Annotated in this window: 16 protein-coding genes; 2 read left to right on the plus strand and 14 right to left on the minus strand. The window is 68.0% G+C overall.

Annotated elements, in window-relative coordinates; translation table 11 throughout:
* Positions 1-6: 6 nt before the first annotated feature.
* Complete coding sequence (locus QTI24_RS04985; protein ID WP_503011199.1) at positions 7-783, plus strand: sulfite exporter TauE/SafE family protein; 777 nt, start codon at positions 7-9, stop codon at positions 781-783.
* Positions 784-796: 13 nt separating this feature from the next.
* On the opposite strand, the gene QTI24_RS04990 is transcribed toward QTI24_RS04985, so the two are convergent.
* A complete protein-coding gene (locus tag QTI24_RS04990) occupies positions 797-1,300 on the minus strand; it encodes a M23 family metallopeptidase (protein ID WP_286598707.1) in 504 nt (167 codons plus the stop codon).
* Between the two features lie 302 nt (positions 1,301-1,602).
* Positions 1,603-1,797, minus strand: coding sequence for a hypothetical protein (locus QTI24_RS04995; RefSeq protein WP_286598709.1), 195 nt, complete (start codon positions 1,795-1,797; stop codon positions 1,603-1,605).
* On the opposite strand from QTI24_RS04995, the gene QTI24_RS05000 reads away from it, so the two are divergent.
* Positions 1,784-2,806: a glycosyltransferase family 2 protein gene (locus QTI24_RS05000; protein WP_286598710.1), complete on the plus strand. Its 1,023-nt coding sequence runs from the start codon at positions 1,784-1,786 to the stop codon at positions 2,804-2,806. The two genes, QTI24_RS04995 and QTI24_RS05000, sit on opposite strands and share 14 nt — an antisense overlap.
* A gap of 22 nt (positions 2,807-2,828) precedes the next feature.
* On the opposite strand, the gene QTI24_RS05005 is transcribed toward QTI24_RS05000, so the two are convergent.
* The 12 genes from QTI24_RS05005 to QTI24_RS05060 are packed head-to-tail and all read right to left on the minus strand — an operon-like array spanning position 2,829 to position 15,605.
* Positions 2,829-3,692, minus strand: coding sequence for an isocitrate lyase/PEP mutase family protein (locus QTI24_RS05005; protein WP_286598711.1), 864 nt, complete (start codon positions 3,690-3,692; stop codon positions 2,829-2,831).
* The gene (locus QTI24_RS05010) at positions 3,682-5,124 is read right to left on the minus strand and encodes an FAD-dependent oxidoreductase (RefSeq protein WP_286598712.1); all 1,443 of its coding nucleotides are present in this window, start codon (positions 5,122-5,124) and stop codon (positions 3,682-3,684) included. Before QTI24_RS05010 ends, QTI24_RS05005 begins: the two co-directional genes overlap by 11 nt.
* The gene (locus QTI24_RS05015) at positions 5,121-5,735 is read right to left on the minus strand and encodes a cysteine hydrolase family protein (RefSeq protein ID WP_286598713.1); all 615 of its coding nucleotides are present in this window, start codon (positions 5,733-5,735) and stop codon (positions 5,121-5,123) included. The genes QTI24_RS05010 and QTI24_RS05015 overlap by 4 nt, the downstream gene beginning before the upstream one ends.
* The gene (locus QTI24_RS05020) at positions 5,732-7,786 is read right to left on the minus strand and encodes a hydantoinase/oxoprolinase family protein (RefSeq protein ID WP_286598714.1); all 2,055 of its coding nucleotides are present in this window, start codon (positions 7,784-7,786) and stop codon (positions 5,732-5,734) included. Before QTI24_RS05020 ends, QTI24_RS05015 begins: the two co-directional genes overlap by 4 nt.
* The gene (locus tag QTI24_RS05025) at positions 7,783-9,486 is read right to left on the minus strand and encodes a hydantoinase B/oxoprolinase family protein (RefSeq protein ID WP_286598715.1); all 1,704 of its coding nucleotides are present in this window, start codon (positions 9,484-9,486) and stop codon (positions 7,783-7,785) included. Before QTI24_RS05025 ends, QTI24_RS05020 begins: the two co-directional genes overlap by 4 nt.
* Complete coding sequence (locus QTI24_RS05030) at positions 9,479-9,985, minus strand: LeuD/DmdB family oxidoreductase small subunit (protein WP_286598716.1); 507 nt, start codon at positions 9,983-9,985, stop codon at positions 9,479-9,481. The genes QTI24_RS05025 and QTI24_RS05030 overlap by 8 nt, the downstream gene beginning before the upstream one ends.
* Positions 9,982-11,268, minus strand: a complete 1,287-nt coding sequence (locus tag QTI24_RS05035) for a 3-isopropylmalate dehydratase large subunit (protein WP_286598717.1) — start codon at positions 11,266-11,268, stop codon at positions 9,982-9,984. The genes QTI24_RS05030 and QTI24_RS05035 overlap by 4 nt, the downstream gene beginning before the upstream one ends.
* Positions 11,265-12,221: a tripartite tricarboxylate transporter substrate binding protein gene (locus QTI24_RS05040; RefSeq protein ID WP_286598718.1), complete on the minus strand. Its 957-nt coding sequence runs from the start codon at positions 12,219-12,221 to the stop codon at positions 11,265-11,267. The genes QTI24_RS05035 and QTI24_RS05040 overlap by 4 nt, the downstream gene beginning before the upstream one ends.
* A gap of 40 nt (positions 12,222-12,261) precedes the next feature.
* Positions 12,262-12,972: an ABC transporter ATP-binding protein gene (locus tag QTI24_RS05045; RefSeq protein WP_286598719.1), complete on the minus strand. Its 711-nt coding sequence runs from the start codon at positions 12,970-12,972 to the stop codon at positions 12,262-12,264.
* Positions 12,969-13,742 (minus strand): ABC transporter ATP-binding protein, encoded by a 774-nt coding sequence (locus QTI24_RS05050; RefSeq protein ID WP_286598720.1) that lies wholly within the window; start codon positions 13,740-13,742, stop codon positions 12,969-12,971. Before QTI24_RS05050 ends, QTI24_RS05045 begins: the two co-directional genes overlap by 4 nt.
* Positions 13,735-14,736, minus strand: coding sequence for a branched-chain amino acid ABC transporter permease (locus QTI24_RS05055; RefSeq protein WP_286598721.1), 1,002 nt, complete (start codon positions 14,734-14,736; stop codon positions 13,735-13,737). Before QTI24_RS05055 ends, QTI24_RS05050 begins: the two co-directional genes overlap by 8 nt.
* Positions 14,733-15,605 (minus strand): branched-chain amino acid ABC transporter permease, encoded by an 873-nt coding sequence (locus QTI24_RS05060; protein WP_286598722.1) that lies wholly within the window; start codon positions 15,603-15,605, stop codon positions 14,733-14,735. The genes QTI24_RS05055 and QTI24_RS05060 overlap by 4 nt, the downstream gene beginning before the upstream one ends.
* Between the last annotated feature and the right edge of the window lie 84 nt (positions 15,606-15,689).

Genomic DNA, 15,689 nt, shown 5'->3' on the forward strand with positions numbered 1-15,689 from the left:
TGTCGCATGTCGAATACGGATCTCATCGCTTTCTCCGACCAAGGCATGGCAGTCTGGGCCTTGGTCGCCGCAGTGTTCACGCTCGCGGGCACCGTCAAGGGTGTCATCGGCCTGGGGCTTCCCACGCTCTCGATGGCGCTGCTGGCCGTGTGGATGCCGCCTGCCGCTGCGGCGGCACTGCTGATCGTGCCTTCCCTCGTGACGAACGTCTGGCAATTGCAGCCCTGGGCCACGCTGCGGCGAATCACGCGCCGCCTCGGCGGCATGCAAGCCGGCATCGTCGCCGGCACGCTCATGGGGGCATGGTGCTTTGGCGCGCCCGCAGGCGCCGGCGCGACGGTCGCGTTGGGCGCTTCCCTGATCTGCTATGCGGCCTGGGGGCTGCTGGCGCGGCCCCTGACGCTCCCGACGCAACATGAACGGTGGCTCGGCCCGCTCGCAGGGATCCTGACCGGTGTCATCACCGCGGTGACCGGCGTCTTCGTGCTGCCCGCGGTCGTGTACCTGCAGTCGCTGGCGCTGTCGCGCGATGAACTGATCCAGGCGATGGGACTTTCATTCACCACCTCTACCGTCGCCTTGGGCATCGCCCTGGCCGGACAGGACAGTTACTCGACACCCCTGCTCGGCGCTTCGCTCGTCATGCTGGTCCCCGCGATCGCGGGCATGGCGCTCGGCCAGTGGGTGCGCTTGCGGCTTCCGGTGCCCGTCTTCAAGCGCTGTTTCTTTTCCGGCCTGGCGCTGCTGGGCGTCTACATGGTCCTGCGCGAACTCCTTCGCTGAAGCGAAAGCGCCCTCACTGCTCGTTGCGTTGATCCCGCTCCGGGCTCGCCGCCGAGGCGTCGGCTAATTCAAGGTAGAGCACCGGATCGACTGCGTTGCCATTCTTTCGCAACTCGAAATGCAGCTTGACGCGGCTGGCCTCCGTGTCGCCCATGCGGGCAATCATCTGGCCTCGCTTGACGGACTGCCCTTCCTTCACCAGCAGTTGGCTGTTGTGTGCGTAGGCGGTGACATAGGCCGCGTCGTGCTTGATCATGATCAGTTGTCCATAGCCGCGAGGCCCGACGGCCGAGTAGACAACCTTGCCGTCCCGGGCAGCGTGTACGGGATCGCCCTTCGATCCTGCGAAGTCCACGCCCTTGTTGCCGCGTCCGTCGAAGCGCGCAACGACCGCGCCGCTCACGGGCCGCAGGAAGTTCCGGTCCGCCTTTGCCACCGCTGCCGGCTGGGGGTCTGCGGGCTTGGCACGGGAGGCGCTCTTCGCGGCTTTTTTCGATGTCGAAGGCTTGGTGTTCATCTTCGGTTCAGCCGGCGAGTCCATCTTCGATGGAGTCGGCGACGACGCCTTGGAGGAGGTGGACGACGCCGGAGCTGGCTTGGTGGCGCAACCGACAAGCGCGATGGTCCATGCGCAGCAAGCGAGGCCGAGTGCGAGGCGGCGGAAAAAGTGCGAACCGGATGGCTGTCGATAAAAAGACATGCCCCCGACTGTAGGCGGTCGCGCGGCCGGTCGGCCTCAAGTCAGCAAGTCATTCGTAAGCTTCTTCACGTTGCCGTCGGCCATTTCTGACGAGATTGGTCGTGGCTCGACGACGGCGGTCAACGAAAGCGCATTGCCAGAATGATTGTTGGATCTGGCGGGTCACGTCGGCGCGCTTGCGTACCAGGGGTCACCGAATCCGTCACTTGAAGGTTGAAGGCTGCATAGATGGCACACCGCGCGCCCACCCAGATTGCGATCGAGCCCTCGACGATGACCGAGCTTCCAAGGAAGCCGAGGGTGAGCGTGGCCATCATCTGCTTCAACTACGGCCGCTTTCTTGGCGAATGCCTGGACAGTTGCCTCGCGCAGACAGTCTGCGCCGACGAGATCGTCGTCGTGAACGACGGCTCGACGGACGACTCGGCCGACGTGCTCGGGGACTACGCATCTCGCTTTCCGACCATTCGGGCGATCCATCAGCCCAACAGCGGTATCTGCGCAGCCACGAATACCGCCCTGGCTGCATGCTCCGGCGACGTGGTGGTCCTGCTCGACGCGGACGACGTCATGGCGCCCCAGCGCATCGAAATGGTGCTGGCCGCACTCCGCAGGCCCTTGGATGGGCATCACCCGGGCTGGGTTCACCATCTGATGATGCGGTTCTCGGACACGCACCCCAATCTGGGACTGGCGCCCTACTATCCCGGTGGCAAGGGTCCCGAAGGCTGGCTTGCGACCGAGGCGCTGAATGCGGCGTCGAGTCCGGTGCTGTCGCTGACTTCCGCGCTGGCATTCCGCAGGGAAGTGCTGGACGCCATCGGTCCCCTGGACAGCGACAGGATGATGTACCAGGACTTGCAGCTCTGCACCGCCGCGACCTTCCTCAGCGCAGCTGCGTGGATCCCCGAACCGCTGACGCGCTACCGCGTGCACGGCGGCTCGGCCACAGCGGATGCCATGGTGTCGCTCGATCAGATCAAGGCCACGCGAAGCCGGGCCGGCCGCTTCGATCGGTGGCTGCGCGCGGAGCTCGAGAAGATCAGCCCCGGTGCGGCGTCGCTGTGGCGGCCGCTCGACGACCAGGGCGGCTATCTCTGGCTGACTTTTCTCGAACGCTGGCTGTCGGGGGCGGGAAAGGATCTCCAGTTGCTGATGAAGGTCCTGAAGCACCCGGACACCCGCAATGCGCCACGGCAACACCGCGTCTACTACTACGGCAGCGTGGTCCTTCCGCGCGCTTGGTTCGTCTCGTATTCGCGGCTGATCTTCGGCAGCAACCCCCTGAAGACCAGGCTGAGGCGACTGCTGGGACGGGGTTGACCGGCCCTCGATCCGGTTCGTCCTACTCGTACTTCCGGCCCGTCCGCATCAGCTCCGGCGTGCCGATGACTTCATTCAGCGCGTCGAAGTCGAGCATCTGCGAGCGCCACGGTTGCGTGGTGCGGTGTCGGTGCAGACTGTCGTAGTAGCCCTTGAGCGTGTGCACCACTGCGCGCGCCGTGCCGCCGGGGAAGATGGCGATGCGAAACCCGTGGCCTTGCAGGGCATCCGCATCCTGGATCGGCGTCTTGCCGCCTTCGACCATGTTGGCCAGCAACGGTACGCGGTGTGCGAAGCGGCGGCACGCCGCATCCATCTGCTCGGGCGAACGCAGGGCTTCGATGAAGAGCGCGTCCACGCCACAGTTCAGGTAGGCCTCGGCACGGTCCAACGCGGCATCCAGCCCTTCGACCGCGACGGCGTCGGTGCGCGCGAGGATCAATGTCTGGCTCGACACGCGCGCGTCCAGCGCGGCCTTGAGCTTGCCGACCATCTCGCGCTCAGGCACCACTGCCTTGCCGTCGAGATGGCCACAGCGCTTGGGAAAGGTCTGGTCCTCGATCTGCACCATGGCCGCGCCCGCGCGCTCGAAGCCGCGCACCGTGCGCTGGGTGTTCAGCGCGTTGCCGAAGCCGGTATCGGCGTCGACGATCACCGGCAGGCTCACGCGTTCGGTGATGCGCGCGAGGGTGTCGGCCACTTCGGTGAAGGTGGTGAGGCCGATGTCCGACCGGCCCAGTCGCGTGTACGCGATCGACGCGCCCGAGAGATACAACGCCTCGAACCCGGCCTGTTCCGCCACCAGCGCACTCAGCGCGTCGTATACGCCCGGCGCCAGCACGATGTTGGTCGACGACAGGCGCGTCTTGAAGGTCTCATTTGGCATGCGGTGCTTTCATCGGATGGATCAGTGCGGCCGCCGTGCGCGCCGCGATGTAGCCGCCGGCCACCGCGCTCAAAAGGCCGTTGCCTGAGAGGTAGCCCCACACGGCATCGCCCGAGACGCCGCCCGCCGCTCCACCGGCTGCGAGCAGGTTGGCGAAGGGTTTGCCGTCCTCGCGCAAGACGCGCATGTCGGAGGTCGTGTCGAGCCCGCCCTGCGTATGGAACAGCGCGCCTGTGACTTTGACGGCGAAGTACGGTGCGTCCAGTCCACGAGCGAACGCGCGGCCGTCCGGCTGCGGAGCACGGTCGCGCAACCCGTCGAGCGTTCGGCGCAACTCGACCTCCTCGCAACCGATGCACGCGGCGAGTTCAGGCACCGTTTCGCACCGCCGAAGCGCGCCGGCCGCCTCCGCCTCGCAGAAATCAGGAAAGCCGCGGGCGAGCGCGAGCAGCGGCGCATCGAACACGTTCCACGCGATGCCGCCGGGTTGCGCCAGCACTTGCACTGCCGCTTCGGAATAGCCCTGGGTCTCATCGTGAAAGCGCCGCCCATCGCGGTTGATCTGCACGCCGCCTTCCATCATCACGGCCCAGGACATCAACGCCCCCTGCGGCGTCACCCACGAGCCGTGCCCCTGATAGCCGCCCAGGTCGCGCAGGCGCGCGCCCAGCGCCTCGCCCCACAAGATGGCGCTGCCGTCGTTGCCGACGTGGCCGCCGAAGGCGGCGTGCGCCATGTCGGGCAACAGCGCTCGCACCATCGCGGCGTTGCCGCCGAAGCCGTTGCAGGCCAGCAGCAGCGCATCGCACTCCAGCGTCTCCCGGTGACCGTCCGGTCGCTGGTAGTCGATGCCGATCACGCGGTCTTCGTTGTCGAGCACCAGCGTGTCGACCACCGCCTGGGTCAGCACCGGGATGCCGGCGGCCTCCACGGCCGCCTGAAGGCTTGCCATCAGCGCGGCACCTGTCTTCGGCGCCAGCGTGTGCATGCGATGAACGCTGTGACCAGGGTAGAGAAAGCCGTCGAGAAGAATCCATTCCAGCCCGTGCCGCGCCTGCAGCGCATCGAGGGCGGGACCGATCGATGCGGCATACGCCGCTGCCAATGCCGGCGGCGCCCGCCCGTGCGCCTTGGTCTGGATGTCGGCCGCGAAGCGCGCCGGACTGTCGTCGGTCACGCCATGGGCATGCTGCGCGCGCGTTCCCGGCGCGGGAATGAAGCCCGAGGACAGCGCGGTCGAGCCGCTCGGCACGGCATCGCGCTCGAGCACCACGCACTCGACGCCGGCGTCGTTCAGCATCAATGCGGCCGTGAGTCCGCACGCGCCGCCGCCAACGATCGCGACTCCAACGTGCACTTCGGCGTCGACGTGCGATGCACGACGAATGCCGCGCTGCAGTCCATTCGCCTTGAGGGCCATGGTTTTCGTCATGCCAGCGTCTCGATGAATGCCGCGCAATCCGTGACCTCGGCCACGTTGCGCATGTCGGCCAGCGAGGTTCGATGCCGCTCCTCGCCGAAGGCGGCACAGCCGTCGGCCAGCACCAGCGTGCGGTAGTCGCGCATGTGCGCATCGCGCACGGTGCTCGCGACGCCGCCGTTGGTGACGATGCCGCACACGGCCACCGTGTCGATGCCGGCGCGCCGCAGCACCCAGTCCAGCTGCGTGTTGAAGAAGGCCGAATACGCAACCTTGCTGACCGTTATGTCGGTCAGGCCCGCCAGTTCATCGACGTTCGCCTGCCCCCAGCTGCCGGGCGCAAAGTCGCCCTTTGCCAGGTACGGCCGCAGCGCCTTGAGATGCGGCGAGACCATCGGCTCGCCCGCCGCGTCCGGCCATAGCGTGAACTGGCTGGCGACGACCATGCCGCCGGCGCGCTTCAGTGCCCGCGCCACCGTGGCGACGCGGGGCGGCAACAGAAGCGCGGGCGGGTTGCTATCGCCACCGCGAGCATAGGCGCCGTCGGGATGGAGAAAGTCGTTCTGCAGGTCGATGATGACCAGCGCCGTCCTGGGGCCCGCAGTCTGTGCGTTGTCGCTCATGACAGCCTCACAAGAAAGTTGCCGTGGCCATCGACTTCGGCGCGAAAGCCGGGCTCCAGCCACACGGTGGTATCGGCCTGTTCGAGGATTGCGGGACCGTCGATACGCGCCGCCACGGGAAGATCGAGACGCGCGTAGCGCACTGCTTCGTGCCACAGCCCATCGTGAAACACGCGCTGCGTGCCGAGCGGCTCGATGCTGCCGGCGCCTGCCGGCGCAAGCACGGCCAGGTCGAACTTCGGCCGCACGCCGATGCGCGCATAGCGCAGGTTCATCACGCGGATGGGGATGCCGTCGAGCACCCTTCCGAAAGCGGCCGTGTAGCTGGCCTCGAACGCGCCGCGGATGGAACCGCCGGTCAGCGGGGCGTTGCGCGCATCGGGCAGCAACACGGGCAAGGTGTGTGTCTGGCCCGCATAGAGCATGTCGAGCGCGACGACTTCCCGCACCTCGTCGAAGCGCACGCCCGACGAATCCAGGCGCTGCTGGCAACTCGCGGCGAGGTCGTCGATGCGCCGTTGCAGGTCGCGCACGTCGAGATCGGCCAGCGGCCGGTTGATGGTCTGCACCGCGTCGTGGCGCATGTCGGCGATCACGCAGCCCAGCGCCGAAGTCACGCCCGGATAGCGCGGGACGATGCCCGTGGCCACGCCGACCTCCCGCATCATCGCGCAGACATGTAGCGCCCCGCCGCCGCCGAAGGGCATGTAGGCGAAGCGGCGCGGATCGTGGCCGCGTTCGATCGACACGAGGCGGATGGCACCCGCCATGCGTGCGTTGGCCACCGTCAGGATGGCCTCCGCGGCGGCATGCACGTCCAGGCCGAGCGGCCGCGCTACGTGTTCCTCGATGGCCTGGCGCGATTTCTCGGCATCCAGCGCTGCCAGCAGCCCACCGCCCAGGGGTCGGTCGGCGGCGATGCGACCGAGCAGCACGTTCGCATCCGTGACCGTGGGCCGCATGTTGCCGTGCCCGTAACAGGCTGGCCCCGGCACGCTGCCGGCCGATTCGGGCCCGACCTGCAGCATGCCGCTCGCATCCACCGAGGCAATCGAGCCACCGCCGGCGCCGATGGTCTCGATCTGGATCATCGGCGAGCGGATCACCATGCCGAACTCGATCGAGGTCTGCGCGGCCAGCGCGGCCTCGCCGTTCGCGACCAGCGACACGTCGAAGGAGGTGCCGCCCATGTCGCCCGTGATCGCGTTGGGAAAGCCCGCCGCGCGCGCAATGGCAGCGCACGCGATCACGCCCGCCGCCGGACCGGAGAGCGCCGTGCGCACCGGCAGGTCGCTGGCGGTCTGGCGCGATATCACGCCGCCGTTGCTCTGCACCACCAGCAGTTCGCCAGCGAAGCCCTGCCCGCGCAGATCCGATTCCAGGCGATGAAGATAGCCGCCCACCACCGGCTGGAGCGCCGCGTTGAGCGTGGCCGTCGAGCAGCGCTCGAACTCGCGGATCTCGGGCAGCACCTCGCTCGCGGAGGTGACGTGCGGGTTGGGCCAGATCTCGCGCACGGCGGCGACGGCGAGCCGCTCGTTCTCGTCATTGGCGTAGGTGTTGATGAAGAACACACACACCGCCTCGCAGCCCTCGGCCAGCAGAGCGCGCGTTTCGGCGCGCACCTGGTCGAGATCCACCGGCGTGTGCAGCGTGCCATCGGCCAGCACGCGCTCGTCCACCTCGCGGCGCAGATCGCGCGGCACGACCGGAACGAAGCTGCCGCGCAGGCCCCAGGTCTGCGGGCGGTCGCGGCGGCGCATCTCCAGCACGTCGCGGAAACCGCGCGTGGTGATGATGCCGGTGCGCGCCACCTTGCGCTCCAGCAGCGCGTTGGTGCCGACCGTGGTGCCGTGCACGATGGTCGCGATCGCCGCAGCCGAGTCCGCCACGCGCGCCACACCGTTCATGAAGCCGCGCGCTTCCTCGCCGCGCGTGGAAGGGACCTTGACGATGCGCGCTGTACCGCTCGCCTCGTCGAGCACGAAGAGGTCGGTGAAGGTGCCGCCGACGTCGACGCCAACGACCAGGGATTTGCCGATGGATGTCATGCGGACGCTTTCTTCTTTGGGTCGATGCCGGCCGTCACGTAGCCCATGGCACGGTCCTGCTCCCGCTGTTGCGGCTGGCGCTCGGCGGCGCTGCCCCAGCCGCCTCCGCCGGGGGTTTCGAGACGCACACGTTCGCCGCGCGCAAGGTGGATGCCGCGCATCTTCGAGACCATGGGCGGCATATGCCAGGCGCCTTCGTTCTCGTAGCGGAAGACGTTGACAGCGCCCGGCCCGCCACCGGCAATGCCCTTGGGCGGCGAGGTGCCGCGCTCGCCGAAGACGAACACTTCAGCATCCTTCTCCAGCAATTCGATTTCATAGACCGCGCCGAGGCCGCCACGAAACTGCCCGTCGCCGCCCGAGTCGGCGCGCAGCGACCATTCGGTGAAGCGCACCGGGTATGCGGCCTCGAGGATTTCGAGCGGCGGAATCGTGGCGGTGGAGATCGGTGCATTGCCATGCGAGAGCCCGTCCCCGCCCGAATGGCCGCCATGGCCGCCGCCGAAGAAGCTGAACATCACCCACCGCTGGCCCTCGCGACCCTTGTCGCTGCGGTGGCCCGCGATCGACAGCGCATTGATGGTGCCGTAGGCCTGAGCGACCGCACGCGTCGGGTCGGCCTTGGCAGCAGCGCTGAAGATCACGTCGATCATGCGCAGGATGGTCTCGGTGTAGCCGCCGACGGGGCGCGGGCGTTCGGCGCTGATCACGAGCCGGTCGGGGATCTCGAAGTCGACCGCGTCGAGTACGCCGGCATTGGCGGGCACATCGGGGAACAGGTGCTTGAGCGCGACGTAGCAGGCGGCGACGGCCGTGGCGCGCGAGATGTTCACAGGGCCCGCGCACTGCGGCGAGGTGCGCGAGAAATCCAGCAGCAAGCGGTCGCCCTCGACGGTCATGTCGAGCGCGATGGTCAACGGCTCGTTGGTGATGCCGTCGTTGTCGAGCACATCCTCGAAACTGTAGCGCCCATCCGGCAGGGACGCGATGTGCGATCGCATCAGCCGCAGCGCCCGGCTGCGCAGTTCGCCCAGCGCCTGCAGCACCAGGTCGTCGCCGTATTCGTCGAGCAAGCCGTGCAAGCGGCGGGCGCCGAGTTCGAGCGCGGCCAACTGGCCGTTGAGATCGCCCCAGAGGCTGTCCGGCAGTCGCGTGTTGGCCTGCAGGATCGCGAGCACGTCGGCGTCGAGCACGCCGTCGCGCACGATACGCACCGGCGGAATCTGTACGGCCTCCTGCCAGCATTCGGTGGCGGCGGGGTTGTAGTTGCCGGGCACCGCACCGCCGACGTCGTGCCAGTGCGCAGCCGACGCCATGTGGCAGTAGAGCTTGCCGTTGCGGAAGAAGGGCCGCACCAGCTTGAAGTCGTTGGCGTGCGTACCACCGTCGTAGGCGTCGTTGCTGATCCAGATGTCGCCGTCGCGCATGCCGCCGCGCGGCTCGGCGGCCTTCGCGGTCGCGCGCACCGCAAAGGCCATCGCGCCGACGAACACCGGCAGGCCGGACTTGCCCTGCACCAGCGTGTCGCCGCTCGCGGCGTCGTAGAGGCCGTGGCAGGCATCGTGCGCCTCGGCAATGATGGGATTGAACGCGCTGCGGTAGAGCGTCGCGTCCATCTCGTCGGCCACCTGTTCGAGGCGGCCGCGCAGCACGGCCAGCGTCACGGGGTCGAGCGCGGTGACGGGAGAAGGGTCAGACATCGATGGCTTCCTTGCCAGCACGCTGGCGTAACTGATTCATCAATCCGCCGGCGCGGACCATGTCCATGAGAAAGGCGGGCACCGGCTCGCAAGCCAGGCGCGTGCCATCGGGCGCGATCACCGCGGGCGAGGCTCGATCGATGGCGATGCGGTCGCCTTCGCGGAGCGTTTCGGCTTCCGGGCAAGTCAATAGCAGCAGGCCCAGATTGAACGCATTGCGGAAGTACAGCCCGCCAAAGGCCGGCGCGATGACGGCGGCGACGCCCAGCTTCACCAGCACAGCCGCCGCCTGCTCGCGCGAGGAACCGATGCCGAAGTTCGGCCCGGCCACGATCACATCGCCCGGACGCACCTCGCGCGCGAATTCGGGTCGGACCGCTTCGAGGCAGTGCTGCGCGATGCGATCGATGCCGTGCTTCATGGCATGGCCGGGCGCCAGCGCGTCGGTATCGATGTCCGGGCCGAGGCGCCAGACGCGGTGCGTGGTCGTGGGCGTCATGCGAGCACCTCGCGCGGGTCGGTCACGCGGCCACGCAATGCCGCCGCGGCGACCGTGTAGGGCGATCCCAGATACACCTGCGCCGTCGCCGAGCCCATGCGGCCCTTGAAGTTGCGTGCGGTCGTCGAAATGACGGTGATGTCGTCGCCCATCGGGTCGCCATATCCCGAGCAGGCGCCGCACGCCGTCGGAAAGAGCTCGGCCCCGGCCTCCATCAGCGCCTGGAGCACGCCCTCCTCGCGCGCCTGCTCCTGGTCGCGCAGGCTGGCCGGTGCGACGATCAGCCGCACGCCAGTGGCGACCTTGTGGCCGCGCAACACCTGGGCCGCGGCGCGCAGGTCCTCGAGCTTGGCGCCGGTGCACGCGCCGATGTAGGCGACGTCGACCCGCGTGCCGAGGTAGCGGCTCACGCCATGCGCGTTGGCCGGGCTGTGCGGTGCGGCGACGTGGGGCTCCAGCGTGGCCGCATCGAAAAGGTGATGCGTGAAGTCGGCATCGCCATCGGTGAACCAGGGCGCCGTGTCGACCTGGGGGACGCCGGCTTCCGCCAGGAACGCGGACGTGGTGGCGTCGGGTGCGATCAGCCCGGCCTGCGCGCCCAGTTCGGCGCTCATGTTCGACAGCGTCATGCGCTCCTGCATCGACAGCGCCATCACGCCCGGACCGCAGAACTCCACCGCCTGGTAGCGACCGCCGTTCATGCCGAAGCGGCCGATCATGTGCAGCATCATGTCCTTGGCAGTCACGCCGGCGGGCAGCGCGCCGTCCCACCACATCCGGATCGTCTCGGGCACGCGCAGCCAGATCTCGCCGGTGACCATCACGCCCAGCATCTCGGTGCTGCCGATGCCGAACATGTAGGCGCCGAAAGCGCCGCCGGTCGGCGAATGCGAATCACCGCCCACGCACAGCATGCCCGGCCGGATATGGCCGTGCTGCGGCACCACCACGTGGCAAATGCCCTGGCTGTCGTAGACGTGCGGCAATTGCTGGTCGCGCGCCCAGTCGCGGGCGATGCGAACGATGCGGCGAGAGTCGTCGTCGCGCTCGGGCACGTAGTGGTCCATCACGAGTACCACGCGAGAGCGGTCCCAGATCTGCGCGCCCAGTTCCTCCAGCATCGGCTTCAGGCGCCGCGGACCCGACGAGTCATGGAACATCGCCATGTCGACCTCGCAGGTCACGATCTCCCCCACCGACACGCTGTCGCGCCCGCTCGCACGTGCGATCAGCTTCTGCGCCAGCGTCTGGGCCGAGGTGCGGACGGGGGCCATCGCGGTCATTCCGGCTTGGCTCCCGAGAACTTCACGACCTGCGCCCAGCGCTTGATCTCGCCCTGCACGAAGGCCGAGAACTCCTTCGGTGAATTGCCGACCGGGATGGCGCCCTCGGTTTCCAGCCGCCGCTGCATCTCTGGCTGCTTGATCGCCTGGCGCGCCGCATCGCTGATCTGGCGCGTCAGCTCCGGCGACATGCGGGCCGGACCGAACAGGCCGAACCACGCGCTCGACTCGTAGCCCGGCAACACCTCCGCGATGGCCTGCACGTCCGGGAACGCGGGCAGGCGCTTGGCCGTCGTCACGCCCAGCGCCTTCAACTTGCCGGCCTGGATATGGGCCTGCACGTTGCCGACGGCAGCGAACATGAGCTGCACCTGCCCTGCGAGCACGTCCTGCACCGCCGGGGCGGTGCCGCGATAGGGAATGTTCACGATGTTGACCCCCGACTGCATCTTGAACGCTTCGCCCGCCATGTGCAGCGACGAGCCCACGGACCCGATCGCGAAGTTGAGTTCTCCCGGCCTGGCCTTGGCGAGCGCGATCAGTTCGCGCAAGTTGCTGGCCGGCAGGGACGGATGCGCGACGAGGATCGACGGCGATGTCGCCACCGCGGTCAGTGCAGTGAAGTCCTTGACCGGATCGAAGGGCAGCGACGGGTAGAGCGTCGCATTGATGGCGTGGCTGGTGAAGCTCATCAGCAGCGTATTGCCATCGGGCGCGGCCTTGGCGACCGCGTCGGCGGCAATGTTGCCGCCCGCGCCGGGACGGTTCTCGACGATGACCGTCCTGCCGAGGGCCGGCCCCATGCTGGCCGCGAGCGTGCGCGCCAGCGTGTCGGTGGAGCCGCCCGCCGGTGCGCCGACCAGGATGCGCACGGGCGCGTTGCCCATCTGCGCATGGGCCGCGCTGCCGAGCGCGGCGGCAATGGATGAAATGAGGATGTCTCTGCGTTTCACGATGTCCCTGTCTCCTTGTGCGTGGTCTATGGGTTGCGGCTCAGAGCCCCAGGTAGGCACGGCGCAGTTCGTCGCTGCCCAGCAGGTCCTGCGGCAGGCCCGAGAAGCGCACGCTGCCGTTCTCGAGGACGTAGGCCCGATCGGCGATCTCCAGCGACTGGCCGACGTTTTGCTCCACCAGCAGCACGGCGAGGCCGCCGTCGCGCAATTGGCGGATCAGCGTGAACATCTCCTCGACCAGCAGCGGCGACAGGCCCAGCGAAGGCTCGTCGAGGATCAGCAGCACGGGCTCGGCCATCAGGCCGCGGCCGATGGCAAGCATCTGCTGCTCGCCGCCGCTCATGGTGCCGGCGTGCTGGCGGAAGCGCTCCTTCAGCCGCGGGAAGATGCCGAACACCTTGTCGAGATTGGCCGCGCGGCGCTCCCGGGCACGCGTGAAGGAGCCAAGTTCGAGGTTCTCCAGCACGCTGAGGTTCGGGAACACCTTGCGGCCTTCGGGCACCTGGATCAGGCCGGCCTTGACGACGTCGCGGTAGTGCGCGCCGCTCAGGTCGTGCCCGTCGAAGCGCACCGTGCCGCTCCAGGCGGGGCACAAGCCGCAGACCATCTTGTTCAGGGTCGACTTGCCTGCACCGTTGCTGCCGAGCAGCGCGACCATCTCGCCCGCGTTCACCTGCAGGTCGACGCCGCGCAGCACCTCGACACGGCCGTAGCCGCCGCGCAGCGCGCGAATATCGAGCAACGAGGTCATGCGGGAACTCCCTGGCTCGCGCTGCCAGCCGCCTTGCGCAGCCGCGCGGCCGTGCCGTGGCCGAGATAGGCCTCGACCACCTTGTCGTTCGAGGTGACCTGCGCCGGATTGCCCTCGGCGATGAGTTGTCCCTGCGCCAGCACCCAGACGTGCTCGGCCAGGTTCATCACGGCCTGCATCACATGCTCGATCATCAGCACGGTCACGCCGCCGTCGGCGATGCCGCGCACCACCGGCATCATCTCGGCGATCTCCTGCGGATTGAGACCGGCGAGCACCTCGTCGAGCAAGAGGAGGCGCGGCTGCGTCGCGAGCGCACGGGCCAATTCCAGCCGCTTGCGGCCGGCCACGGTGAGGTCGGATGCCGGCTTGTCGAGTTGGGCCGCGAGGCCGACCCGTGCCGCGACTTCTTCCGCGCGCTGCAACGCGGCGCCGCGGCCCCGCACATGCAGATGCGCGCCGACCGCGATGTTCTCGCGCACCGTCTGTGCGGCGAAGGGCTTGACGATCTGGAAGGTGCGCGTCATGCCCAGCAGCGCGTTGCGATGCGGTTCCCGGCCGGTGATGTCCTGCCCGGCGAAGCGCACGATGCCGGTGTCGGGTTTGAGAAAGCCGGACATCAGCGCGAACAGCGTTGTCTTGCCTGCACCATTGGGGCCGATCAGCGCGCTCAGGCTGCCTTCGCTGACGGCAAGGCTCACGTTCTGCACCGCCTTCAGTCCGCCGAAGGAGCGCGAGATGCCGTTCAGCGCAAGGAGTGGCTCAGCCATGGCGGCTTCCCTTCCCCGCCCAGAGCTGGCGGACCGACAGGCCGATTCCCGCGATCCCGCGCGGCAGGAAGATCACGATCAGCACCAGCACCACCCCGTAGATCACCATGTTGATGCCCGGCAGTTCGCCGAACAGGTTGCGCGTGAGATCGGACAGCACGTGCAGCACTGTCGCGCCCAGCAGCGGCCCCCACAGCGTGCCCATGCCGCCGACGATGGCCGCCACCAGCGCCTCGACGGAGGTGCCCGCGCCATAGGCGATGCCCGGATCGATGTACTGGAACACCTGCACGTAGAACGCGCCGGCCGAGCCCATGAAGGCGCCCGAAATGCCGATCGCCGCAAGCTTGACGCGAAACGGGTTCACGCCGACGGCGCGTGCCGCATCCTCGTTGTCGCGCACCGCCTGCAGGTACGCGCCGAAGCGGCCATTGCGCAGCCACCACGTCACGAGCAAGGCGGCCGTGACAAAGGCCAGCACGACCCACAGGTAACCGGCGCGCGAAGGAAACTGCAGGTTGCCGGCGGATTCGCGCAACGGCACCATCAGCCCGACGCCGCCGCCGGTGAAAGGCACCGACAGCGCGACGATGCGGAACACCTCTGCAAAGGCCAGCGTCACGAGCGCGAAATACGAGCCCTTGAGCCCATAGCGAAAGGTGAGCGCGCCCACGAACAGCCCGACCACCGCACTCCCCGCTACTGCCATCGGCAATGCCGCCCATGCATTGATGCTGCCCTGCAGTTGCGCGATGGCCTGGATGTACGCGCCCGTTCCGAAGAAGAGCGCATGCCCGAAGGAGAACTGGCCACCGAAACCGCCGAGGATGTTCCAGGCCTGCGCGATCAGCGTCGCGTACAAGGCCATCATCACGAAGTTGAGCGCCACGCCCGACGAAGTCACGAGCGGCAGGCATGCCACAAGCACCGTGAAGACTGCGATGCCGCCCAGGTGCCGCAGGCCACTGCTTGAAATGCCGACAACGTCGCTCATGCTTTGGCTCCGAACATGCCTTCAGGCCGGAACAGCACGACGCCGATGAAGATCGCGAAGATGCCGATCTGCCCCAGCGACTCGCCCAGATAAAGCCCGCCGAGCGACTCGACCACGCCCACCAGGAACCCCCCGATCAGCGCGCCCACGAAGCTGCCCATGCCACCCAGCACCACGATGGTGAAGGCCACCAGCACGAAGCCGCCACCCACCTGCGGGTTCACGTAGTACGCCGGCAGCAGAAAGCACGCCGCCGCACCGAGGCAGGCCAGGCCGATGCCGAAGCTCATCGCGTAGACGTGGTCGACATCGATGCCCATGAGCTTGGCCCCCTCCTTCTCCTTGGCCACCGCGCGGATGGCGCGGCCGAGGTCGGTGCGGCCCATGATCCAGAACAGCGCCGCGGACACCACCAGCGCACCCGCGAAGGCCACCAGCTTGGGCACTGCGATCATCGCGGGGCCGATGGCGACCGTGCTCAGCGAATAGGCCGTGTCGATGCTGCGCGTGTCCGACTTGAAGAACAGAAGCGCGAGGTTCTCCATCACGATCGCGATGCCGAGCGTCGCAAGCAGGATGTTCTCGTCCTTGCCGTGGCCCGCACGGTTGATGACGATGCGCTGCAAGCCGTAGCCCAGCACGAACATGCCAGGGATCACGATCGGCAGCGCCAGGTACGGGTCGATGCCCCAGCGTTCCTTCAGGAAATACACCGCGTACAGCGCCAGCATCAGGCTGGCGCCGTGCGCGAAGTTGATGATGTGCAGGACGCCGTAGATCAGCGTGAGCCCCAGCGCGATCAATGCATAGACCGCGCCGGTCGTCAGGCCGTTGAGGACCGACGGGAAAAGAATGCTGAAGTCGAACATCCTGCGGATCGCTCAGGCCGCCCGCCGGGCCGCCCCAAGGGCGGACTGCGCCCCCTCGGGGGGCAGCGAATACACGAAGTGATG

This window comes from Variovorax sp. J22P240 (assembly GCF_030316855.1).
GTDB lineage: Bacteria > Pseudomonadota > Gammaproteobacteria > Burkholderiales > Burkholderiaceae_C > Variovorax.

Bases quoted from the DNA above. Each gene is read 5' to 3' on its own strand.
- QTI24_RS04985 (WP_503011199.1), top strand. From the start codon at position 7: ATGTCGAATACGGATCTCATCGCTTTCTCCGACCAAGGCATGGCAGTC.
- QTI24_RS04990 (WP_286598707.1), bottom strand. From the start codon at position 1,300: ATGAACACCAAGCCTTCGACATCGAAAAAAGCCGCGAAGAGCGCCTCC.
- QTI24_RS04995 (WP_286598709.1), bottom strand. From the start codon at position 1,797: ATGGCCACGCTCACCCTCGGCTTCCTTGGAAGCTCGGTCATCGTCGAG.
- QTI24_RS05005 (WP_286598711.1), bottom strand. From the start codon at position 3,692: ATGCCAAATGAGACCTTCAAGACGCGCCTGTCGTCGACCAACATCGTG.
- QTI24_RS05010 (WP_286598712.1), bottom strand. From the start codon at position 5,124: ATGACGAAAACCATGGCCCTCAAGGCGAATGGACTGCAGCGCGGCATT.
- QTI24_RS05015 (WP_286598713.1), bottom strand. From the start codon at position 5,735: ATGAGCGACAACGCACAGACTGCGGGCCCCAGGACGGCGCTGGTCATC.
- QTI24_RS05020 (WP_286598714.1), bottom strand. From the start codon at position 7,786: ATGACATCCATCGGCAAATCCCTGGTCGTTGGCGTCGACGTCGGCGGC.
- QTI24_RS05025 (WP_286598715.1), bottom strand. From the start codon at position 9,486: ATGTCTGACCCTTCTCCCGTCACCGCGCTCGACCCCGTGACGCTGGCC.
- QTI24_RS05030 (WP_286598716.1), bottom strand. From the start codon at position 9,985: ATGACGCCCACGACCACGCACCGCGTCTGGCGCCTCGGCCCGGACATC.
- QTI24_RS05035 (WP_286598717.1), bottom strand. From the start codon at position 11,268: ATGACCGCGATGGCCCCCGTCCGCACCTCGGCCCAGACGCTGGCGCAG.
- QTI24_RS05045 (WP_286598719.1), bottom strand. From the start codon at position 12,972: ATGACCTCGTTGCTCGATATTCGCGCGCTGCGCGGCGGCTACGGCCGT.
- QTI24_RS05050 (WP_286598720.1), bottom strand. From the start codon at position 13,742: ATGGCTGAGCCACTCCTTGCGCTGAACGGCATCTCGCGCTCCTTCGGC.
- QTI24_RS05055 (WP_286598721.1), bottom strand. From the start codon at position 14,736: ATGAGCGACGTTGTCGGCATTTCAAGCAGTGGCCTGCGGCACCTGGGC.
- QTI24_RS05060 (WP_286598722.1), bottom strand. From the start codon at position 15,605: ATGTTCGACTTCAGCATTCTTTTCCCGTCGGTCCTCAACGGCCTGACG.